This is a genomic window from Cobetia sp. 14N.309.X.WAT.E.A4, assembly GCF_030397495.1.
Lineage (GTDB): Bacteria > Pseudomonadota > Gammaproteobacteria > Pseudomonadales > Halomonadaceae > Cobetia > Cobetia marina.
In genome coordinates this window covers 1-22931 of record NZ_JAPNXT010000016.1, presented here as the reverse complement: position 1 = coordinate 22931, position 22931 = coordinate 1, and the positions used below count along the sequence as shown (strand labels likewise).

Annotated in this window: 11 protein-coding genes; 5 read left to right on the top strand and 6 right to left on the bottom strand. The window is 63.6% G+C overall.

Annotated elements, in window-relative coordinates; genetic code table 11:
• The first annotated feature begins 229 nt into the window (after positions 1–229).
• From OW493_RS16235 to OW493_RS16225, 3 genes are all read left to right on the top strand, one after another.
• A complete protein-coding gene (locus OW493_RS16235; RefSeq protein WP_289864907.1) occupies positions 230–1396 on the top strand; it encodes a nucleotide sugar dehydrogenase in 1167 nt (388 codons plus the stop codon).
• Positions 1397–1647: 251 nt separating this feature from the next.
• Positions 1648–2955 carry an O-antigen ligase family protein gene (locus tag OW493_RS16230; protein ID WP_289864906.1) on the top strand — a complete coding sequence of 436 codons (1308 nt, stop codon included), beginning with the start codon at positions 1648–1650 and terminating at the stop codon, positions 2953–2955.
• A 114-nt stretch (positions 2956–3069) separates the two neighbouring features.
• Complete coding sequence (locus tag OW493_RS16225) at positions 3070–3720, top strand: DsbA family oxidoreductase (protein ID WP_289864905.1); 651 nt, start codon at positions 3070–3072, stop codon at positions 3718–3720.
• A gap of 153 nt (positions 3721–3873) precedes the next feature.
• On the opposite strand, the gene OW493_RS16220 is transcribed toward OW493_RS16225, so the two are convergent.
• The 6 genes from OW493_RS16220 to OW493_RS16195 all read right to left on the bottom strand — a co-directional run bounded on the left by OW493_RS16220 (position 3874) and on the right by OW493_RS16195 (position 19975).
• Complete coding sequence (locus OW493_RS16220) at positions 3874–5214, bottom strand: aminotransferase class I/II-fold pyridoxal phosphate-dependent enzyme (RefSeq protein WP_289864939.1); 1341 nt, start codon at positions 5212–5214, stop codon at positions 3874–3876.
• Positions 5215–5471: 257 nt separating this feature from the next.
• A complete protein-coding gene (locus OW493_RS16215; RefSeq protein WP_289864904.1) occupies positions 5472–13616 on the bottom strand; it encodes a type I polyketide synthase in 8145 nt (2714 codons plus the stop codon).
• The gene (locus tag OW493_RS16210; RefSeq protein WP_289864903.1) at positions 13613–15364 is read right to left on the bottom strand and encodes an LTA synthase family protein; all 1752 of its coding nucleotides are present in this window, start codon (positions 15362–15364) and stop codon (positions 13613–13615) included. The genes OW493_RS16215 and OW493_RS16210 overlap by 4 nt, the downstream gene beginning before the upstream one ends.
• A 127-nt stretch (positions 15365–15491) precedes the next feature.
• Positions 15492–16385, bottom strand: a complete 894-nt coding sequence (locus OW493_RS16205; RefSeq protein WP_289864902.1) for an SDR family NAD(P)-dependent oxidoreductase — start codon at positions 16383–16385, stop codon at positions 15492–15494.
• Between the two features lie 197 nt (positions 16386–16582).
• The gene (locus OW493_RS16200) at positions 16583–18007 is read right to left on the bottom strand and encodes a capsular biosynthesis protein (RefSeq protein ID WP_289864901.1); all 1425 of its coding nucleotides are present in this window, start codon (positions 18005–18007) and stop codon (positions 16583–16585) included.
• Positions 18008–18010: 3 nt separating this feature from the next.
• Positions 18011–19975 carry a capsular polysaccharide biosynthesis protein gene (locus tag OW493_RS16195; RefSeq protein ID WP_289864938.1) on the bottom strand — a complete coding sequence of 655 codons (1965 nt, stop codon included), beginning with the start codon at positions 19973–19975 and terminating at the stop codon, positions 18011–18013.
• Positions 19976–20752: 777 nt separating this feature from the next.
• On the opposite strand from OW493_RS16195, the gene OW493_RS16190 reads away from it, so the two are divergent.
• Positions 20753–21682, top strand: a complete 930-nt coding sequence (locus OW493_RS16190) for an SLC13 family permease (RefSeq protein WP_289864900.1) — start codon at positions 20753–20755, stop codon at positions 21680–21682.
• A gap of 157 nt (positions 21683–21839) precedes the next feature.
• A complete protein-coding gene (gene cysQ, locus OW493_RS16185; RefSeq protein WP_289864899.1) occupies positions 21840–22679 on the top strand; it encodes a 3'(2'),5'-bisphosphate nucleotidase CysQ in 840 nt (279 codons plus the stop codon).
• Positions 22680–22931: the final 252 nt, after the last annotated feature.

Below are 22931 nucleotides of genomic sequence, written 5' to 3'. Positions count from 1 at the left end.
TCAATGATTCTTGATCATGACTTAGTTGCGAGTTATTTTCTGTACTTGATATGTACTTAACTGCAATGTATTGTTTTTTGGCTACAAAAATCTTATAATCATAAGTGTTTTGATCTCTATTGTTTTTCTTCAAGATTATAACTTAGTGATTATTGGTAATTATAATCATATGTTTTGTGTCGGTATCAGGTGTGATGCTTTCACATGTTTTATTGAGGAGTTATAGCGTATGAAAATTGCCATCGCAGGCACCGGTTATGTCGGTCTCTCCAACGCCATGCTGCTGTCTCAGCATCATGAAGTCGTCGCGTTGGATATCGTGCCGGAGAAGGTGGAAGGCCTGAACCGTGGTATCTCACCTATCGTCGATAATGAGATTCATGAGTTTCTGGCGCGTGGAGATCTGAATTTCCGCGCTACCCTCGACAAGGAAGAGGCCTACCGCGATGCCGATTTCGTGATCATCGCCACGCCGACAGATTACGATGCATCTACAAACTACTTCAATACCAAGAGTGTGGAGGCGGTGATTCAGGATGTGCGTGACATCAATCCAGACGCGGTGATGGTGATCAAGTCCACCGTGCCGGTGGGCTATACGGCTGAGGCGCGTGAGCGTTTCCAGACTCAGAATCTGATGTTCTCGCCCGAATTCCTGCGTGAAGGCAAGGCGCTGTACGACAACCTGCATCCGTCTCGCATCATCGTCGGTGAGCGCTCCGAGCGAGCTGAAGTGTTCGCTGGGCTGCTCAAGGAAGGTGCCATCAAGCAGGGTGTCGGTGTGCTCTTCACTGACAGCACCGAGGCAGAGGCCATCAAGCTGTTTGCCAATACCTACTTGGCAATGCGTGTGGCCTACTTCAATGAGCTGGATACCTATGCCGAATCGCGTGGACTGGACGCCAAGCAGATCATCGAAGGGGTGGGGCTGGACCCGCGCATCGGTCAGCACTACCACAACCCGTCCTTCGGGTATGGGGGATACTGCCTGCCGAAGGATACCAAGCAGTTGTTGGCCAATTATCAGGAAGTGCCCAACAACATGATCCAGGCCATCGTCGATGCCAACACCACGCGCAAGGACTTCATTGCGGAATCCGTGCTCAAGCGCAACCCGCAGGTGGTGGGGGTGTATCGCCTGGTGATGAAGTCCGGCTCTGACAACTTCCGCGCCAGTGCCATGCAGGGCGTGATGAAGCGTATCAAGGCCAAGGGTGTGGAAGTGGTGGTGTACGAGCCGGTACTGGAAGAGGACACCTTCTTCGGGTCACGCGTCATGCGGGATCTCGAGGCGTTCAAGCAGGAAGCTGACGTCATTCTGAGCAATCGCATGGCGGAAGAGCTCGCCGATGTGGTCGACAAGGTCTACACCCGCGATCTGTTCGGCAACGATTGATCTAGAGCGCTGGCTCTTAATCGAAAATACAACGCCGCATCCTCGTGATGCGGCGTTTTCATATGGGTTCACAGGGCACCGGGTAGAGAGGGCATAGGTGAAGACTTTCATGCTGCTAGCCTGATGCCAAGGAGGTGGGCAGTTGTGTCAGGCTATCTCTCCCATGGAGTCCTCAATAGCCCTCTGCAGCATGCGCCTGAGTGGCTCGTGCCATCCCTCATAGAGTCATCACTGGGTCAGGAAGGCCAGGTATGCCGTCATACGATTCCCTCGCTCGTTCAGCTTCATCCCCCGTTGACGCCGATGTTTCCTCGGTGACGTCGCGCCCCGTGTCCTGCGGCGTTTTCCTGTTCGGTCTGCTCAGTCTGGTCGTGCCCTCTGGCTATAGCATCGGGCCGGCACTGCTGGTGTTGCTCAGTGGCTATGGGTTGCTGCGCGAGCCTCGCACGCTGCTGCGCGCGCCTGGCAAGGAGGACGTGACCGTCATCGGCGTGATGGCGGGCCTCGCAACCTTGTTGCTGGTGAGCATCCTGCTGCAGGGGGATGCGTGGCAGACGGCGGGCGTGCCTATCCGCCTGTTGCTGGCTGTGCCGGTGCTGTTGCTCGTGTTGTCTTGTCCTCCGTCGCTGGGGGCGATGTGGGGTGGGTTGATCCTCGGCAGTGTGCTGACCGGTAGCTGGGCGATGTGGCAGAAGCTGGTGTGGGGTGTGCACCGCGCCGGTGGCTTTACCAATACCATCAATTTCGGCGATATCTGCATGTTGATGGGGCTGATGTGTCTCGCGGGACTTGGCTGGGCCATGAGTCAGGCAGGTGCCCGGCGGCGCTATTGGATACTGGCGCTGCTGGTTGGCGGGGCGTTCGGCATCATCGGCTCGTTGATGTCGGGGACACGCGGCGGTTGGATCGGCTTTCCCTTCGCGGCCTGGGTGCTGTATCGCAGTTATGGTGAGGTGATTTCACGCCGTGTGCTCAGGCTGGGCGTCTTCATGTGTGCCGGGGTGATCGCCTTGATGGTGATGACGCCGGCGACCGGTATCCAGCAACGTGTCGAAGCCGGTGTCTCGGATGTCACGAAGTACGTGGAGGACCGCAATGCCGGCACCTCCGCGGGGGCGCGACTCGAGATGTGGCGGGGGGCTCTGCTGATGATCGCCGAGCAGCCGTGGCTGGGCAGGGGCGAGACGGGGTATGCCGAGGCGCGTGATGCGATGATCGAGCGGGGAGAGCTGAGTCGCCACGTCCAACCTTATGAGCATCCCCACAACGAGTTTCTCGATGCCTGGGTCAAGCGTGGGGTACTGGGCTTGCTGGCGTTGCTGGCACTCTATCTGGTGCCGCTGCGACTCTTCTACCGTCGCCTGGACAGTGACGACCTGACATTGCGCTCACTGGCTGTCGCCGGCGTGCTGCTGCCGCTGACCTTCCTCGACTTCGGGATGACCTGGGTGATGTTCTCCCAAGCCAGCGGCGTGATGGTCTACGCCTTCTGGCTAGCGATCGTGTGGGGCACGCTGCGCGCCCACGAGCGACGCCTCGAGACACTGCAGGCACCCTGAGAGTATTTTGACCTGCGAAGGTGACAGGTCTACAGTACGCGCAAAATTTGAGCAATCGCTCACGACTATTCACGTGGGGTGAAGGAGGCTGCTTCACCGCTCAGGAGAACTGACATGCAAGACAAGCTCAAGATCGACATCGTCTCCGACGTGATGTGCCCGTGGTGCGTGATCGGCTACAAGCGCCTCGAGAGCGCCATTCAGTCACTCGGCCTGGAAGATAGCGTCGAGATCGAATGGCAGCCCTTCGAGCTGAATCCGGACATGCCGGCACATGGCGAGAATCTGCGCGCCCATATCGAGCGCAAGTACGACACCACGCCCAAGGCCAGTGCCGAGGCACGTCGCAATCTGACCGCTCTGGCAGCTGAAGAAGGCCTGGTCTTCAATTTCTTCGACGACATGCGCATGGTGAATACCCTCGAGCTCCACGTCCTGCTCGAGTACGCCGCCGAACAGGGCATGCAGCATGATCTGATGATGCAGTTCTACGCTGACTACTTCACCTTGCAGAAGGACATGTCGGACCGCGCCGTGATGGCGGACTCTCTGGCAGCGGTCGGGCTGGACGCCACCGAAGGTCTGGCACAGCTGGACGTCCCGGAAGCCCTCCAGCAGGTAAGGGCGCGCGAAGCCCATTGGCAGCAGATGGGCATCTCCAGCGTGCCGACCTTCGTCTTCAATCGTCGCAGCGCTCTGAACGGGGCCCAGCCTAAAGAGGTGTTCGAGCAGGTGTTGAGCGAGCTTTCGGGAGATCAGGCTTGAGCCTCACCGAATGAGGTGTCACTGAGGCACTGATTTCGGTAGTGACGATCCCGTGACAAAAACGCGGCCCCGCTTTTCAGCAGGGCCGCGTTTTTCGTTCTGGGGTGTGAACTGGCAGAACTGGCCGATCCGTCACGTGTGGACTGACGACCCTCAGAGCCCTGCCTTGATGTCGCTCAGCTGCTGGATGAGGGTCTCGAGGACGGCATCCACCTGGGTTTCGGTGTGCTCGCAGGAGAGGAAGAAGCGCAGACGGGCGCTCTTCTCCGGGACGGCGGGGTGCAGGATGGGCTGGACGTTGAAGCCGGCCTCGAACAGCTGGTTGGAGAGGCGTGCCGCCACCAGGGAGCTGCCGAGGATGACAGGCACCACCGCGACGCCCAGGCTGTCCCCGACATCCAGCCCCAGCGCACGGGCGCGCGTGAGGAAGTAGCCGGAGACGGCATGCAGGCGGGCGATGCGCTGTCTGGCATCGTCACCCTGGAGCAGTTCGAGGATCTTCAGTGACGGGGCGGCGACCTGCGCCGGCATGCCCACCGAGTAGAGGAAGCCCGGCGCGAAGTAGCGCAGCATGCTGACCAGCTCCTTGCAGCCGGCGATGTAGCCACCGCAGCCGGACAGCGTCTTGCTCATCGTGCCCATCCAGATATCAACATCACGCGCAGCGATGCCGAAGTGCTCCCTCAGGCCGAGCCCACGCTCCCCGAGCACGCCGAAGGAGTGGGCTTCATCGACCATCAGCCAGCAGCGGTACTGTTGCTTGAGGGCGATCAGGCGCGGCAGGTCCGGCACGTCGCCGTCCATGCTGTAGAGGCCTTCGGTGACGATCAGCACGCGCTCGAACTTGCCGCGCTGACTGCTGAGCAGGGCTTCCAGCGCGTCCGGGTCGTTGTGCGCGAAGGGCATGCGACGAGCGCCGGACAGCTGAGCCCCCACCAGCGAGCTGTTATGGATCCACTCGTCATGCAGGATGAGGTCCTTCGGGCCGAGCAGATAGCCCAGCGTGGACACGTTGGTGGCATGACCACTGACGAACACCACCGCATCCTCGACCTCGTAGGTGCGCGCCACCGCCGCTTCCAGCTCGCGATGGATCGGGCGCTCACCGGAGACGGCGCGTGAGGCCGACACCGAGGTGCCGTAATGGGCCGCCGCCTCGGCCGCGGCCTTGATCACCTCGGGATGACGGGAATAGTCGAGGTAGTTGTAGCTGGCGAAGTTGACCAGCTCGCGCCCATCGATGCGCGTGGTGGCGCCAGCGCAGCCTTCATGCACGCGGAAGAAGGGCTCCGGCACGCCGAAGGCGGCGCCGGCCTGCTGCATCATGCTCAGCTGCTGATAACCGGGCTGGCGATCGAAGCGCACGAAGTCATCGCTGATCTCCAGTGGAGCGGTTGTCCTGTGCGCGAAGATGTCGTCTTCGGGGCCTTGAGCCTGTGCGGTGGTGGGGCGAGTACGGCGTGCACGGGCCTTGTCCAGCAACTGCTGTTTCATGTCACTGGTGGAAGATCCGGGGGTATGACGTGATGCCAAGAGTCGAATTCCTTTCACGATGTTGCTGACCCAAAAACGGGCGCGAGAGCCGTGGCTCCCCGCCCGTCGGGTACGTGATGCATGTCGGCGCCGCCGTTGGAGGCGACGCGAACCTGTGACGATATGACTGGGACGTTACGGCAAGACGGGAGCCGGCGCCAGTCTCGCCTCGCCGTCACCGTCCTGCCGCCTTCGCCCGCGTCTCATCCTCCCGGCGGCTACTTGCTGACCATCTCGCCGCGCTCGCCCTGGGGAATGGCATCGCCACCGTGCTGCTTGACCAGCTGCGCCATGGCCTGATCTTCACTGCTGCTCTCGGCGTCCTCGCCATCGGCCGCGCTCATCTTGTGCATCAGACGCTCTGCCAGACGCCACAGGGTGGCAGCCTCGCTGATCATCATCACCGGGATGCTGATGCCCAGACGCGCCTCCACCGCCGTCATCAGCTCGACCCCCATCAGCGAGTCGAAGCCCATGTCATAGACGCTCTTGTTGACGTCGATGGCGGCCACATCGATCAGCAGGATCTTGCTGAGCTCGCCCTTGAGGATCTCGACGATGGCGGTCTGCAACGCCTCACCGCTCAAGCCGGCCAGGGCCGCGGCGATATCGTCCTGCTGCGCCTGACTGCCGTCATCGTCTCCGGCGCGCCGTGCGATCTCGTCAAAGCGCGGTGTCGCGGCCGTGGGCAGGAAGCGCGCCAGCGCTCCCCATTCCAGCTCCAGCACGCCCAGCGAGCGACCCGGCTGGCCGAGTGCCAGCGCCTGCTGATCCGTCACGATCATCTCGCCGAGACAGGCCAGGGCGTGATCCGCCATCAGCGCATCGCCGCCCAGACGATTCTTGAGCGCTTCGCGAGTCTTCTCGTTGCGCGCCAGGAAGCCGGCATCCTCGATCGCGCCCCAGCGGGCACAGGTGGCCGGCAGGCCACGCGCACGACGATTGGCGGCGAGCCCTTCCAGCCAGTGATTGGCTGCCACATAGACACTCTGACCGGGGTTGCCGAACAGCGTGGTCGCCGAGGAGTAGAGCACGAAGAAGTCCAGCGCATGCTCGGCACTCAAGCGATCCAGCAGGCGTGCGCCCTCGAGTTTCGGGGTCATCACTCGCTGGATGCGCTCGGCGTCCAGGTGACGGATCAGTGCATCGTCGATCACCGCCGCGGCGTGGATGATGCCTTTGAGCGGCGCGATGGCATCTTTCGCCTCACTGGCATCCGCCGACGTGACGAAGCGTGAGAACACGGCCGTGAGCGCCGCTTCATCGGCGACATCGCAGGCCAGCGCATGCACGCGCACGCCTTGTGCCTCGAGACGCGCGACACCTGCCTGTGCCTCGTCACTGGCAGCGCCGGAGCGCCCCAGCAGCACCAGTTCACGCGCGCCTTGTGCGGCCAGCCACTCGGCGCTGCGCAGCCCGAAGCCCCCGAGACCGCCGGTGACCAGATAGCTGGCCGCCGGGTCGAGGTGCAGCTCGCCGGACTGCGCCGCCAAGCCGCTGGTGCTCATACCAGAAGTCCCGGAACCGGCGGGAGCAGATTGCGCCTCGCTCAGCGGTGCCGCGAGGGAGCGCTGGGTGACCACCACCTTGCCGATCTGACGGGCCTGCTGCATGTAGCGGAAGGCTTCCACCACCTGGCTGGCATCGAAGGTGGTGTAGGGCAGCGGTGCCAGGGTGCCATCCTCGAACAGCGCCATCATCTCGCGGAACAGACGCGTGGTCAGGCCCGGGCATTCCTTCATCAGCTGATCGGAGTCGATACCGAAATAGCTCAGGTTGTTGCGGAACGGACGCAGCCCCATCGGGGTGTTCTCGTAGAAGTCACGCTTGCCCAGCTCACAGAAGCGCCCGAAGGGCTTGAGCACGCGCAGATTCTGGACGATGGCCTCACCGGCCAGCGAGTTGAGCACCACGTCGACACCACGTGCATCCACGCTTGGATCGCGCTGCTGGCGGGCGTCGAGATCGGCCAGGATGTCCTCCGCGAAGCCGTGGCTGCGCGAGTCATAGACGTTCTCGATGCCCATCAGAGCCAGAAAGTCACGCTTGGCGGGCGAACCGACGGTGGCGAACACCTCGGCGCCCAGCCACTCGGCGATCTGCAGCGCCGCGATGCCCACCCCCCCGGCAGCCCCGTGGATCAGCACCTTCTCGCCGGCTTCCAGACGTGCCAGATGCTTGAGGGCGTAGTAGACGGTGAAGAAGGTGGTCGGGATGGTCGCTGCCGCTTCCAGACTGACGCCCTGAGGCACGCGGGCCAGCGCGGTATCCGCGATCACCAGACGGTCGGAGAAGCTGGCGGGGCCGAAGCCGACCACCCGCTCACCGACCGCGAATTCGGCGTTGTCACCGGCGCGTGTCACCACACCGGAGAACTCGAGTCCCAGGCTCGGGCCGGAGAAGCCGTGCTCGATGGCTTCATCCGACAGCAGCCCGAGGGTGTACATCACGTCGCGGAAGTTAAGGCCGGTGGCCTCGACACGTACCTCGACGTCACCGCGTGCCACCTCGGGGAGATGACGCGGCTGCCACTCGAGATTGCGCAGCTGGCCCGGCTGACTGAAGCCTAGACTCACGCTGCGGCGATCCTGTCTGGCTGTCTCGCTCTGGCCTGCCGCCGTCTCGTGGGACGCCTGCTCGGCAGCTATCGCAAGCCTTGCCTGTGCAGGGGCTGTCACCTGACGCAGGCGCGTCGCGAAGCGGGCGCCATTGGCATCCAGCACGACTTCCTGCTCGTGATCCGGGGCTTCGACTTCCTGTACCAGCGCGTTGATCAAGGCTGACGTGCTGACGACGTCGCTTCCCAGTACCGGCGTGTCAAGCAGGCGGATATCCAGTGACTGGCTCTCGTTGGCCAGGCTGCGCGCAAAGCCCCAGCTGGCGGCATCGGCAGGCGCCTCGGTGGCAGTCGCATCCCCCGAGGGCGGCGATTGCCACATGGCGGCAACATCATGCGTGAGCACCCAAAGGGTCGGCGCCACCAGACTGTCATCCTGTTCCTGCGCCGCCTCGAAGGCCTGGGTGATCTTGGTGAGCAGCTGCTGGCGGGCACATTGCCGGGCGTTGGCGGCAGCGGCGTCGCTGGCCTTGGCCGGCAGCGCGACCAGATGATCGACGCTCGAGAAGCGAGCGAACAGCGCCTCCGGGGTGTCTTGCGGCGGCAGCGTCACGTGCGCCACCTGATGGCCTCGCGCCTCCAGGGACTGCGACAGCGACGAGATCAGCGCCTGGTCCGCAGCCGCCTGTGGGGTATCCAGCAGCGCGATTTTCAGAGACGTCTGTGGCACATCTGACTGAGCGGAGTCATCGGCCATCGCTTTGCTCGCGGCCAGCCACCAGGCACCGGACATCGGTGCCGCGCTGGTATCCGTCGCCGGCAGGCTCAGGCCAAGCTGGCCGAGCAGACGCTGCCACTGGACCATGCCCGGATGACTGCGCAGCTGCTCGCCATCATCCAGTGCCAGTATCGGGCCGCTCCAGGCGGCAGGCTCGCAGCCACACAGCAGGACCTCTGCGCCGGGGGCCAGGCGCTGCACCAGCTGACTGAGCAGCTCGCGGGCCTGAGACGGCGCTTCCATGTCCAGATGCACGATGGCGACCTGTACCGGCGCCTGGGGGCTTTCCCAGCCCTCGCTGGTGGTGACATCGATCAGCGGCAGGTCTTCCTGCAGGCGCTGGGCCTCGCCGAGCGCACTCTGGCTGGCGGCGAGGAAGGTGTAATCCAGCGCATCGAAAGACGGCTCACGCTGGTCGGCGAGACGCAGTGCTTCCAGTCGCTGTCCCAGCCACGGGCCACCGGCACCGAGTTCCAGCACCGACAGACGCTGGCCGGCGGGCAGTTCACCTAGGCTGCGGGCGAGACGTTGATCCAGCTGCGCGCTCAGCCACTGCCAGCCGGCATTGCCGACGGCGGTCTTGAGCAGGGTGGGGATCAACGGCTGGCGCAACTGTGCCAGTGCCGCTTCGGCGTCCTGGGTGAGGGTGTCAGTGGCGAGTCCCTCCACGCTGGAGACTTGAGCGGTAGGCGAGGCTTGCTCGGTATCATCCAACACGTCCGCCGCGGAATCTGCCTCGGTGCCGTCCAACGGGGTGCCGCCCAACGGTGTGCCGCCCATCGGCATGCCACGGTTGAGCCATTCGTCCAGGTGCAGATGCAGACGGCCTGCCGCATGCGTCAGCGGGAACTGCCCCGGATAGTCACGGACCAGCAGCTGCCAGATGTCGCGGGCCGCCGGCAGGTCCAGCGGGTGGATCTGCCAGTCGCCGCTCTCGCGGGATTCGGTCAGGCCCTGGGCACTGGCCCAGTCGAGCAGCACGCGGGTGAACAGCGGGCTGCGGCGCTGCCAGCGGGACAGCGCCTCGTGATCCAGATGCGGGGCTGCCGGATCGCCCGGCGCCGCGTGGCGCATCAGTGTCTCGTGCACGCTGGCCAGCATCAGGCTGTCGAGCAGCGGCTCCAGCTCATCACGGAAGCGTTGGCTATCTTCCAGCGGATGCGTGGTGTTGTCGCTGTGGGCAAGCTCGGGCGCCATCGCCTCGGCGACCAGCGATTCCAGCGCCAGGGCGGCGGCAGGGCGCGGACTCAGCGGATGCGGCGCCGCCGTCAGGGCGATATCCAGATAATCGAGGTGGGCCGTGCCATCGCGACCCAGCCGCACGGCCCGGAAGCGCGCTTCCTCGGCCACGGCCACGGCGCGCCCGTCAGCATCGTACAGCTCGAAGTCGGCGCACAGCGAATGCGGACCGCGCGAGCGCAGGACCACGCGGGCGGTAGTGATCTGTGAGGCACGTACCTGCTCACGCACCTGCAGGCGGCCGACCCGCACCGGCACGAACGCCATGCCATCGCTGGCGGCCGTCTGGCCCTGGAGCACGCCCAGCAGCGGGATGAATAGCTGGAAAGCGCTGTCGAGCACACCGGGGTGCAGGTGGAAGTCACCGTCCTGCATGAGCATTTCCGGGGTCAGCGCGAAGCGCGCCAGCACCTGCGGATGCGGGGCTGCGCCGACGGTGTGCCTGTTGACTGCGCCTTCGCTGCCATGCTCGACCCAGATCTGCTCGGCGGCGCGGAAGTGCGGGCCGTAGTGCAGGCCCAGCTGGGCGGCGGCCGCGATGTGAGCCTCGCGATCCAGGTCGGCGGCACGCGTGGGCAACGCCGGGGCGCGACGCTCCAGCAGACGGCCACGCGTGGCCGTAAAGGCGCGCGCTACCGCATGCAGGTTCCACTTGTCGGCATCTTCGGCGCGGGTCTCGCGGCTTTCCAGACGCATGGCACCGTTGCGGCTGTCGAGTGACAGACGCGTCAGGCGCAGGGTGGTGTCATCGAGCAGCAGCGGGGCGCGAATCTCGAAGTCCTCGAGATCCAGCACGTCGGGCAGGGAATCCTCCTCCGCGCTGGCGGCCTGCCATTCGTGGGCGGCCGCCAGACACTGCTCCAGATAGCCGGCACCCGGGAAGACGGCACTTTCGCCGACCTGGTGATCGGCCAGCCACGCGACCTTGCGGGTATCGAGCTGCGCCTCCCAGGTGAGCTGCTGCTGGGCGAGACGATAACCAAGGAGCGGATGCACGTAATGGCGCTCCAGCAGGCGCTGGCCTTCGCTGGTGGTCTTCACCCAGCATGGCGTGCGCTGCCAGGGATAGGTCGGCAGATCGACGAAGCGACCGGCCACCGGGAACAGACGAGTGAGATCCACCGCGCCGGAGAGCAGCAGACGGCCGCGCAGGTGCTCCAGCGCCTCCAGGCCATCATGACGGCGCTCCAGACTGGCCAGCACCTGTCCCGCCGGCGCCTCGTCACTGCGCGCCTTGAGGACATCATTCAGATAGCTGCGCAGAATCGGATGGGCACCGATCTCGACCAGCAGACGATGACGGCCAAGGTCCGCCTCGCAGGCGGACTGCCAGCTGACCAGCCGCGTGACGGCGGCCTCGAACTGCACCGGCTGACGGATGTTCTCCCACCAGTAGCTGGCGTCCAGGCGTTCGCCTTCGATCACGCTGCCGGTGACGGTGGAGAGGAAGGGGATGCGGGTGGCGCGGGGCGTCAGCCCTTCGAGCGAGGCGAGCAGGCCGTCCTTTATCGGGTCCATCGCCGGGCTGTGGAAGGCATAGTCGAGCCCCAGTACGCGGGCGAAGGTGCCCTGTGCGGAAAGCTCGGCACTCAGGGCCTCGAGCCGTTCGCGGTCGCCGGCCAGCGTGGTGCCGCGCGGGCCGTTGATGCCAGCCAGTGACAGCGAGGCCCATTGTGGCTGTTCCAGCCACTCGCACATCTCGCTCTCACCCAGGCCCACCGCCATCATCGCGCCGCTGCCGCGGGTGCGTCCCTGATGGTGGCTGCGCTGGAAGATGACACGGGTCGCCTGCTCGAGGCTCAAGGCACCGCTGGCCCAGGCCGCCGCCACTTCGCCCACGCTGTGGCCGGTGACGGCCACCGGCTGGATGCCGCGTTCGATCAGCCATTCGGTGATCGCCACCTGCAGGGCGAACAGGGTCGGTTGGGCGATCTCGGTGGCGTCGAGGCGGTTCTCGCCGTCCTCGGCCAGGCTGCCGTCCAGTTCCTTGAGCAGCTCGAAGCCATTGAACTCGCGGAAGGCCGCATCCAGTCGGGTCAGGCAGGCGCGCACGCTGGCGGATTCCTGCATCAGGGTGCGACCCATGCCGGCCCACTGACAGCCATTGCCGGAATACACGAATACCGGCCCACGCTCGCGAGTGAGGGAGGGCGCACCGGTCGCCTTGCGCGGCGAGGCACCGTTGTCACTCTCGGCGGGCAGCGGGGCGAGGCGGTCCGCCAGGGTGATGCGCGGATGATCGCCAAGCGCAGCCTCACCGCCCAGGGTCTCGAGGTCCTCGATCAGCTGCTCCAGGCTGTCGGCACTCAGCAGCGCGCCGTGCACGTGATGCTCACGGCGGGCCGCCAGGTGCCAGGCGAGGTCGTAGAGGCTCGGGGCGGCATCGTGCGCCTGCGTCTCGCGCAGATGCTCAGCCAGCTCGCGCGCCATCTGTCTGAGGGCCTCGGGGGAGCGGGCGCTCAGGCGCAGCGGCGGCGTCTGGTCGCCGTCAGCCGTCGGTTGCGCTAGCGCCGGTTCGGGGGCACTTTCCAGCAGCACGTGGGCGTTGGCGCCGCCGAAACCGAAGGAGTTGACCCCGACCACCAGACGGCCGGAGGCCTTGAGCTTGCGCGGCTGGGTGACGATGTCGAGATTCCACTCGTCGCTGCGAATCTTCGGATTCAGACGCTGGATCTTGATGGTGGCCGGCACCTCGCGGTGGGCGATCACACCCAGCGCCTTGGCCAGACCCGCCACGCCGGAGGCCGTCTCCAGGTGGCCCATGTTGCTCTTGATCGAGCCGATCGGCAGCGGGCTTGAGCGCTTCTGGCCGATGGCGGCACCGATGGCGCGGGTTTCCAGTGGATCACCGACGGCGGTGCCGGTGCCGTGGGCCTCGAGATAATCGATCTCGTCAGGCGTCACGCCGGCCAGTTCACAGGCGCGCTCCATCAGCTGGATCTGCGCGGCGGGGTTGGGCACGGTCAGGCCGGACTTGTAGCCATCGGTATTGACCACCGAGGAGGCGACGACGGCGAGGATGCGATCGCCATCGGCGAGTGCCTGATCGAGATCCTTGAGCAGGAAGATGCCGCCGCCCTCGGAGCGCGCGTAGCCATCGCCCGCCTCATCGAAGACCTGACAGCGGCCGGTCTTCGAGAGCATGGTGGCCTTGGAGAAGATCAGGAAGCCGTAAGGGTGCAGGTGCAGGCTGATGCCGCCGGTCAGCGCCATGTCGGTCTCGCCGCTGCGGATCGACTGGCAGGCCTGATGGAAGGCGACCAGCGATGAGGAACAGGCGGTATCCAGCGACAGGCTCGGCCCATGCAGGTCAAAGGCATAGGACAGGCGGTTGGAGGCCACGCTGGAGGTATTGCCGGTGGCGGTATTCGGGCCGATGGCGCTCAGGTCATCCGCCATGCGATAGGAATAGTCGAGACTCGCCACGCCCATGAAGACGCCACAGCGCGAGCCGCGCATCTTCTCGGCGGGAATGCCGGCGTGCTCGATGGCCTCCCAGCTCATCTCCAGCAGCATGCGCTGCTGAGGGTCCATGTTGGCGGCTTCGCGTGGGCTGATGCCGAAGAACGCCGGGTCAAAGCCCGAGATGTCGCCCAGCGAGCCGGCGGCGAAGCTGTAGCTCATCCCCGGTGCCTTCTTGTCCGGGTGCAGGAGGGAGTCCTTGCTCCAGCGGTCATCGGCGACTTCGGTCACCATGTCCTTGCCGGCCAGGAGGTCGTCCCACAGAGTGGCCTGAGTGGTGCCGGGGAAACGGCTGGCAGCGCCGATGATGGCAACGCGTCGGGTCATGAGAGGCTCCTGAACTTCTGAGTCGCGGCGCTGTGGCGAGCATGACGGGCGGTCGCCTCCAGCAGCGCACTTCCTAATGTGTCGATATTGGTGACGCGCGGGTCGCCCTTGCGGCATTGCTCGTCAGTCTTGAAAGGCCCGTCGCAGTCGAGGGCCCATTCCATCAGCTCCGGGTCCTCGTCGCGCACGGTCGCCATGGTCTGGCGTGCGGTGTCGTCGGATTCCGGCAGGGCGCTGGACCAGATGAAGCCATCGGTCACGCCATTGGGTTCTCCCAGGGTCGCGTAGACCTCGGGCATGATCGGTACGTGATCCCCATAGAAACACAGCAGCCCGCCGCGCGGCAGTCTGGAAAGCGCCGTGGTCAGCTGGCCGATCATCGCATCGGCGTTCACCAGGTGGCGCAGATAGATGCCGAGCTCCTGACAGTTGTCCGGCAGATCGCCGTCATGCCACTCCGACAGGCGAGCCGTGTCCAATGTCTCCAGATGCAGCGGCCCGTGATTCTCCATGGTGATCACCTGGATGAACAACGGGGTATCGCCCGCGGCCAGCAGACAGTCTTCCACCTTGGCAGCCACGGCGGCATCGCTGATGTACTGACCACACCTGTCGGCATCGCTGAAGTGCGCGATGTCGAGGAATTCATCGAAGCCCATGCGCTTGAGCACCTGATTGCGCAGATAGAAGGTGCCCGGATACGGGTGGATGCACAGGGTGCGATAGCCCAGCGCCTTGTAGCTGGCGGCCAGGTTGGAGACATCACGTCTGGCCAGCTGGTGATAGGGGTTGAACATGTGCACGCCGAGCTGCTCGGCGGTCAGGCCGGTGAGGAAGGCCGTCTCGGTGCGCACGGTATTGGCGCCCCAGGCCGGTACGGCCAGCCGCCCGCAGGGTAGCCCCTGAGACAGGGCGGTGAAGTGACAGCGGTCCAGATTCGGCAGCAGGTCATCGCGCACCTTGGGGTAGACGCGGCGCGCATCGAAGAAGGATTCGCTCTGAACGCTCACCACGTGGGGCAGACAGCCTGGTGCAGCTTCGTTGCCGATCGCCTCCAGCGCCTCACGCGCCGTCTGCCCAGCCGCCTGCAGGGGATCGTGATCCGGCATCAGCGGGCGACGGGCCAAGCGAGCGTATGCCAGCAGGTAGGCGACCATGCCGCGCTCACGCAGGTCATATTCCGGGAACAGCATGATGTCTCGAGTCAGTCGATTGCCGAGCACATAGGTCATGGCGCCGCTCGCCAGCAGCAAGGCGACCAGCGGTACCAGCCAGGCGCTGGTGTCATCGGCGTAGCGCGCAGAGAACCCCAGTGCGGGTTCCAGCCACAGACCCGTCCCGATCGCCAGTGCGCCGGCGCAGAGGGCGGCAATCGTCAGGCCGATGCCGAAGAAGGGGATATACAGCCGGGGATGCTTGATGGCGTCGGTGAAATACTCGAAGTCCTGGCTCAGGAAAGGCTCACGCAGCGAGACGTATTTGGTGTGACTGACCTGCAGCACCACCAGCCACAGGGCATTGACGACCACCACGGAAAACCACGGGCGTTGCGTGATCAGGGTGCAGAGCGCCCAGCTCGCGCACCAATACCCCACATGGGCGAGCTGGGCGCTCCAGGACCGGCGCCAGAAGACCACCGGTGCCGAGTCCATCTGGCGCAGGATCAGATGCTCCAGCACCAGCGTGACCAGCAGCCCTGCCAGCAGCGGCCAGACCATGAAAGACACGAACGCAATGACAAACTCCATGTAATGCCGACCTCGTTAGCGCTGCCACGGCAGCAGCGGTGTAATGTTCTGGCGCAGATCGCGACCGTCTGGAACCCTGCCCGCGATGCCTGGCATGCGTCGGACAGGGTGGGGGTGAGGCAGCCATTCAGTGAGTGTAATTGAACCATCCCAGCAGACGCTGTGAGATACCGGCTGGCAGCACGCTGAGCCACCAGCAGCCGAAATTGAGCGGGAAGGGGAAGCTGATGCGTGCCCGGTTGCGTGCCGCACCCTTGAGAATGCGGCGTGCGGCTTGCTCGGCGGGCATCTCGAAGGGTTTGGGGCCTGGCATCGCCTCGCACATCGGGGAGGTGACATAGCCGGGCATCACCACCGTCACGCCGACCCCGAACGGCTTCAGCCAGCTTCTCAGTCCTTCCCCGTAGGCCTTCACCGCCGCCTTGCTGCCGCTGTAACTCGGCGTGAGTGCCAGGCCGTGCCAGGCGGCAAGCGAGCTGAGCAGCACCAGCTGGCCGCTGCCTCGCGCCTTCATCGCCATGGCCAGGTGATGCGCCATGCCGAAGGTGCCCACCACGTTGGTCTGCAGCAGGCGACGTGCGTCTTCCCAGCGCTCGCCATTACCCTGGGGGCCGATGTCGGTGTTCATGCCGGCATTGGCGATGGCGATGTCCGGCACTCCCTGTGCGCAGACCTCATCCAGCCAGGTGAAGAGTGTCTCTTCATCGCACAGGTTGAGCACCGTGCACTCCACCTCGGCACCCAGTGCGCGGCATTCGCCGGCAATGGCATCCAGCTTGCGCTGCTTGCGACCGGTGAGGATCAGCGTGGTGCCCCGGGCGGCATAGGCACGCGCGAGCGCACCGCCGATCTCGCCGGTCGCGCCCGTGATCAGCACGCGGCGCAGGGCAGTGGCGGGACGCGAACTCTGTTGAGTTGCGCCATCCGGAGCTTGCTTTCCTTCACGCTGCTCGGTGGTCGTTGCGTCATCCCGTGCGGACGGTGCCTGGGTGTCAGGCTGCTGCGGGGGCATTGCCGTCATGATCGTCTCCCTTGAATCCCGACACTCACGGTCGGCAGTTCCCTTGCGTTGTTCATGGTCGTTCTTCTTGTGACCCTGGGGCAGACACGCGGCCTGCCTTCGGGGGTTCCGGCTCTGCAAGGCGCCTGATGGCGCTCTCATGATCAACGGTGGCATCCCTGCCAACGACGATCTCGATGTTCGGCCCGGAGGCAGGATCAGCAGCGACTCAACATCTGCTCAAGCGGCGAGCGCTCGGCACACAGTATCTTCGAGGCTCCCGTCACCGCGAGCTGCATGCCCGGCTTGCAGTAGAAGCCGCCATTGAGCTGCACGGTATGGATGACGGTGTTGCGGAAGCTGCGAAACAGTGTGGTGTCCGGCTTCTCGCCCTGAGTCCAGAACTCGTGCAGGCTGCCCTGGAAGGTCAGGCCGGGCAGGTTGAAGATCGGGTCGCCCATGCAGTAGGTCGGGCAGCGATACTGCAGCGCGACATTGCCGGTGGTGCTGTTGACGGTGATCATGCCTTTGGCATGCTGCAGCAGCTTCTCGAGATTGCCGCTTTCCAGATAGACGATGCGGCCGATCACGTCATAGCGGCGCTCGAGCTCTCGGATCAGCTTCGGGTAATCCACCAGTCCCATGTCGAGTGGGTGGTTCTTGATCACCAGGCGCGCCCCGCGCGGAGCGTTCAGGGCAAAGCTCTTCATCACTCGCTGGATGACTTCCTGCATGTTGGAAAAGCGCGAATGATGACGGATCTGGGCATCGGTATTGAGCTGCAGCGGCAGCAGGTAGAAGGGCGCGCCACTGTTCATCAGCTGTTCGATGCGTCCGGCATCCCGCCGCTTGTACCAGCGCATCAACGGCAGGCGCGTGGCATAGCCGCAGTATTCCTCCGCGGCATTGATACTGTGTGGCCGATAGCGCGGGAACAGCAGCGGATTGGCGGCACCGGCCAGATGATAGGTCATGTCATGACGGGCGCGCTCCCAGAAGGAGGCCTTGAAGCGCTGCGGCGTGGGCGCGTCGTCCAGTTGCCTGCCCGCCTCACGGAACCAGTCGGGGTCACGCGGCAGCAGGGAGTGGCCATTGACCCCCTCGCGCTCCAGCGTCACCCAGAAGGGGCGGAAGTAGCCTTCCTCGAAGACATGGGTACGAATCCCGAAGTATTCCGCCTTGAGCACGGCATCCCGATGCACGGGACGACGATCCCCGAACAGCACCTGATCCGTGACGTGGTGCCTGCGCCACAGCTCGGCGATCCATTCGCCGAGGTCTTCACTCCGGCCGCGGTAGGCGTAGGCCTTGTCGTGGCGCCAGTAGAAGCTGTCGCCACTGTTGAAGTTGACCTTGATGACCTCGTGCCCGTCCTGCTTCAGCTTGTGGGCAAGATGCAGGAAGAAGGGCGAGCAGACCCCTTGCAACAGCAGGAAGACACGCCGCTGCCCACCACCGGGAATGCGACGCGCGACAGGGGGAGGAGTCAGCAGAGAGGAAGGTGTGTCCTGCGTGGTCGGATGCATCACCCCGATATCTTCCGACAGCTTGAACAGCGGCTGCAGCGATGCCAGGCCGCGCGCTTCAGAGCCGCCCGACAGGGGAGAATGATGATTCGGCAACGCCAGACTTCCTTGTTGCATAGGTCAGTGCCTTCCAATGAATAGCGCACGATAGCCGCGGTAGAGCCTTGTTTTCCAAGGCAGGGTGATCTTGCGGGTGCCATTTCTCAGCATGGTGCGTTGTTGTTCCAGAATCGTGACAACCGTCTCGGCGTTGCAGTGATGCCCGTACACCGGGTCCACGTACAGCGGGTACTCGATCAGGGCACCCGCCACTAGCGCATCAAGACTCAGGCGCCGTGTGCGACGTTCACAGCTGACGCGATCATGGGTCAGCCCCCAGCCGGCATAGAACGGTAGCCCGTGGGTCGTGACTTCCACTCCGCGCAACAGTGCCTCGAAGCCCGCCAGGGAACACAGCGTGTGGACATGATCGACCTGTTCGAACAGCTGGCAGATATCGCCTGAGGTCAACACCAGGTTCTCTGGCGTGTTCTCGCCGGACATCTCCCCGCGCCGACCACCAGAGACAACGTCAGGATGCGGTTTGTAGATCATGTAGGCATCAGGATGCAATTCCCGCGCCGCTTCCAGCAGCTCACGGTGGGTCTTGATGCCCGGGCAGGCATGACGGATCGAGGCGTCCGACTCCACCTGGCCGACCACCAGCACGATCTCGCGCTCGCCGGCCAGGGCCCGCAGGTCCGGCAGGGCGTCATGTTCTGCATTGTACTTGCTCAGTCCCAGCGCAATGATGCGCTCCCGAAGACGACGCGCCCGCGCAAGTTCATCGTCGTCAAGCGCGTGGTGCTCAAGCCAGTCCTCCAGCGTGCTGGCACGCTGGGCATCGAAATGCATCGCCTTGTCGTCGACGATCAGCGACAGGGGGCGGGTGAGATCCACTCCCAGACCGACCGAGCGCAGAAAGCCGTCTTCCATCATCCAGAGTTCGCCGCCGGCTGATCTGACCTTCTCCTGGCGCTCTGGGGGCGTGCGGCCAGCCCAGCTCAGGACCTTCTGTGGCAATGCGGAGGCAGTCGGCTGAGTGAGACGCTCCAGTGCGCGTTCAGGATGCTTCTCGAAGCGAAGTTCCGACCATGGCCCCAGGAAGAAGCCGATGAACTTCTGTTTCCATCCGGAAAACTCCAGCCCTTGCCACTGTCCTGCCATGCGTGAAGCGACTCGTTTCTGGTCTGCCAGCAGCTGAAGGACCTCCTCCAGCGAAGCGCGCTCCCCGGTGTAGGGGTTGGCATAGCGTGAATACTCGAGGTACGCCGCGGCGAAGACCTGTTCCAGACGGCGTGATTCGCCGCGGCGCTCGCACGCCTGGCGATCCTCGGTCAGCCCCCAGCCGGCATAGAAGGGCAGGCCATGACAGGTCACCGTCAAGCCGGCCAGCAGTGCCTCGAAGCCCAGCTGGCTGGTCACCACATGCACGGCGTCCACCTGCTCGAACAGTGACCAGGGATTGATGTCGTCGCTGAGCAGGGTACACCCCAGTCGGCGCGCCTCTTCCACCAGATAGCCCTGCTTCTTGCCGGCGATCACATCCGGATGTGTCTTCACCCACACCTCGGCCTCCGGCTCGGCGCACGCCTCTCTCAACATGGCGAGAAAGGTCGCCTGCGTAGCCATGCCGCCTTCTACCGAGGCATCGCCAGATGTCTGGTCTACCACCAGCACACGCCGCGCCTTCGTCCTGGCAGGCAGCTGTCGCTCCGGCGCATGGTTGTACTTGCTCAGGCGCTGGTGGCGAAGACGCTGCATGGCAGTGCGGGCACGCATCAGAAGCGCCTCGTCCTGACGCTCAGGCGCCTCAAGAATCAGCTGCTCCAGGTCACTCGGCTGGCGGGCGTCGTAATAGATGCCCTGATGATCCACCACCATCGACATGGCGGGGTAGCCTGCACTTGCCAGCGTGAGTGAGCGCACGAAGCCATCTTCCAATGCGATATAGGGCAGCGCATGTCGCCGGGCATACGCGCGCGCCTGAGCCGCCGTTTCCTTGTGTCCCCATCCGACGACAGCGCTGGATTCAGTGCGGAAAATACTGCATACATTAGCATTTTTTGTACTACTAAAGCCGAATATCGAAGGGGAGGAAGTGGCCTTGATAGGCGTTGTTTTCTGGCGAGGTAAACATGCAAAAAGTGGTGATTTTCTTACATTTTTGCCGGTCGCAGGTGGGGTGGCAGCAGCGTTTTTCGGGCGACACGAGGGGTGGTGGCATGCCGGCGAACGGCATGTCGCACCGAGAGATGCCGAGACACCGGCCTTCTTCAGTGGCAACAGCTCCGGAATGAAAGCCTCAAGGTGAGACTGGCGAAGGATTCCACGCGAGAAGCACAGTGTCTGCCGGGAGGCCCCGCATGTCGGGGGGGGCCGGCGATTCGGGGAGTCAGCGAGAAAGGCGCAGCGAGACTGCATGAAAAGCCACCATCCGTGTTTTTTGATTGCGCCCAGCATGCAAGATATCCGTTGCACTGAAAAAAAGTGACTACTCACTCGTGGTGATGGCGACGTCCTTGCCGCTCTTGCGGCATTACCGTTGACGCAGAGTCCGCAAATAGGGAAAGTACGCAAAGTGACGAATGAATTCAATCAAAGTCTTCGTGGATGAAGCTGGTAGCAGGCAAATGATTAGTCTGAGCGTTTTGCCTCAAGTCAGTCTTATTAACTGCATGCTTTAGTGGCATGAGCTTTGCTGCTAATGTGTCCCGCTTCGATAGAGAATGTCTCCTCGCCAAGCTCGGTGGTCATGCACCTCACGAATGAACGCGCTGAGCAGAAACGAGAAGCGGCAGGATGCCAAGGGAACATCTGTAGATGGATATCGCGCAGCATATGGATGCTGTCATTACACTCGTCGTCACGATAGGTGTGCTGGCAGGACTGATCTGGAACCGCTGGCCCGCTGAGTGGCTGATGATGGCAGCCGCCGTGCTGCTGATCCTGCTGGGTGTCATTTCTCCTACCACCTTCCTGTCCGGTTTCGCCAATCCGGGGATCATGACCATCGGCGCACTCTTCGTGGTGGCGGCCGGGGTCCAGGAGACCGGCGCGCTGCGCTGGATGCTGGAGCGTCTGCTCGGGCGTCCCACCTCACCGTCTTCCGCATTGGCACGCCTGATGCCGATCACCTCGCTGGTGAGTGCCTTCCTCAACAATACTCCCGTAGTCGCACTGTTCATCGGTCTCGTTCAGGGCTGGTGCGCGCGCATGAAGATCTCTCCCTCCCGTCTGCTGATGCCGATGAGCTACGCTGCCATTCTGATGCTATTCACCGGCTACCTGCTTGCTGTCCAGGCGCGTGCCAGCATCGATGGCGGCGTGTTGGTCGTGATCGCCGCCGCCCTCGCGCTGGGCCAGGCCATGCCCGATAGTGGTGCAGCCCAGGTCGTGGCTGACCAGTTGATGCAGTTCGGCGATGGCTTACCCTTCCTGGTGCTGGTCTACATCACCACGACGCTTTTCACCGAGATCATCACCAACAATGCATCCGCCATGCTCATGTTTCCGATCGCCATGACAGTGAGTGTGCAGTCGAAGGTCTCCTTTATGCCCTATGTGATTGCCATCATGTACGCGGCTTCGGCCAGCTTCCTCACGCCACCGGGGTGTCAGGGCAGCCTGATGGTGATAGGGCCCGGCGGCTACAAGGCGTCAGATTTCATGAGGATCGGGTTGTCGATGAGTCTCATCATCGGGTTGCTCTCCGTGGTTCTGAGTCCCGTAATCTGGCCCGTCGCGGGATAGCATGTGTAACCCGAGATGAGAAGGATGGCAGGCTTATTGCCTCTTCAATGTGCATATTCGTGGCAATCGAGTACACCCTGCAGGACAACGATGGTGGCACTGGTGTCATATCACCCGCAGTAATGAGCGCCAGACACCAATACGTACAGGAAAGCACATGATAGATACGACTGCGGCAGGTACCCCACGCGCGAAGTTGACCGCGCTAGAGTCGATTGCTCGCAAGGCCGGCGCCGCCATCATGGACATCTATGAGAGTGGCGACTTCACTGTCGACATGAAGGCGGATGACTCTCCGCTGACCACGGCAGACCGTGCGGCGCATGCCGTCATCGTCGAGGGCCTCAAGGAGATGGAGGCTGAGTTCGGCGCCACGCCGATCCTGTCCGAGGAAGATGCCGACATCCGCTGGGACGTGCGCAGCGAGTGGTCGCGTTACTGGCTGGTGGACCCGCTGGATGGCACCAAGGAATTCATCAAGCGCAATGGCGAATTCACCGTCAATATCGCGCTGATCGAGCAGGGCGTGCCGACGATGGGCGTCGTCTATGTCCCGGCCATCGAGACGCTTTATGTGGGTGCCCAGCAGAGTGAGGGCCAGGCGCCCATCGCCGAGAAGCAGGTCGGCGAGGGCGAGCGTCAGGCGATTTCCGTCGCTCAGGTGCCCGGTGAGCAGGACAGCTGGCGCATCGTCGGTAGCCGCACCCACCAGAGTGATGACTTCAAGGCCTTCGTCGCCAATTTCCATGCCTGTGACATCGTCGCCATGGGCAGCTCACTGAAGCTGTGCCTGGTGGCGGAAGGGGCGGCAGATCTTTACCCGCGCCTCGGCCCGACCTGTGAGTGGGATACCGGCGCGGCACATGCCGTCGTCGAGGCTGCCGGTGGGCAGGTGCTCAATGTCGAGACTCGCCAGGCGCTGCGCTACAACCAGCACGATAGCGTGCTGAATCCCTATTTCATCGTGTGCGCCAGACCGGCAGCCCCCTGGGCGTGATGCCCGACTGCGTGGGATGCGCCACGGCGTCACAGGACTGACGTCTGTGCATGTCAGTCTGATGTCAAAAATACATGGCTTTCTTCAGTGTGCGCGGCTTCGTCTGCGAGTGAAAAGTCAGGAATAACCAGCAGTGTGATCGCAAGGAATCTGTAATGACAGCATCGTTCACGGCTGAAAAACTCGGTATCACACCGGAACGTCAGACCCACCTCAAGCAGCTCGAGGCCGAGTCCATCCACATCATTCGTG

Coding starts and splice junctions, on each gene's coding strand:
- OW493_RS16235 (WP_289864907.1), top strand. CDS start 230: ATGAAAATTGCCATCGCAGGCACCGGTTATGTCGGTCTCTCCAACGCC.
- OW493_RS16230 (WP_289864906.1), top strand. CDS start 1,648: ATGCCGTCATACGATTCCCTCGCTCGTTCAGCTTCATCCCCCGTTGAC.
- OW493_RS16225 (WP_289864905.1), top strand. CDS start 3,070: ATGCAAGACAAGCTCAAGATCGACATCGTCTCCGACGTGATGTGCCCG.
- OW493_RS16220 (WP_289864939.1), bottom strand. CDS start 5,214: ATGAAACAGCAGTTGCTGGACAAGGCCCGTGCACGCCGTACTCGCCCC.
- OW493_RS16215 (WP_289864904.1), bottom strand. CDS start 13,616: ATGACCCGACGCGTTGCCATCATCGGCGCTGCCAGCCGTTTCCCCGGC.
- OW493_RS16210 (WP_289864903.1), bottom strand. CDS start 15,364: ATGGAGTTTGTCATTGCGTTCGTGTCTTTCATGGTCTGGCCGCTGCTG.
- OW493_RS16205 (WP_289864902.1), bottom strand. CDS start 16,385: ATGACGGCAATGCCCCCGCAGCAGCCTGACACCCAGGCACCGTCCGCA.
- OW493_RS16200 (WP_289864901.1), bottom strand. CDS start 18,007: ATGCAACAAGGAAGTCTGGCGTTGCCGAATCATCATTCTCCCCTGTCG.
- OW493_RS16190 (WP_289864900.1), top strand. CDS start 20,753: ATGGATATCGCGCAGCATATGGATGCTGTCATTACACTCGTCGTCACG.
- cysQ (WP_289864899.1), top strand. CDS start 21,840: ATGATAGATACGACTGCGGCAGGTACCCCACGCGCGAAGTTGACCGCG.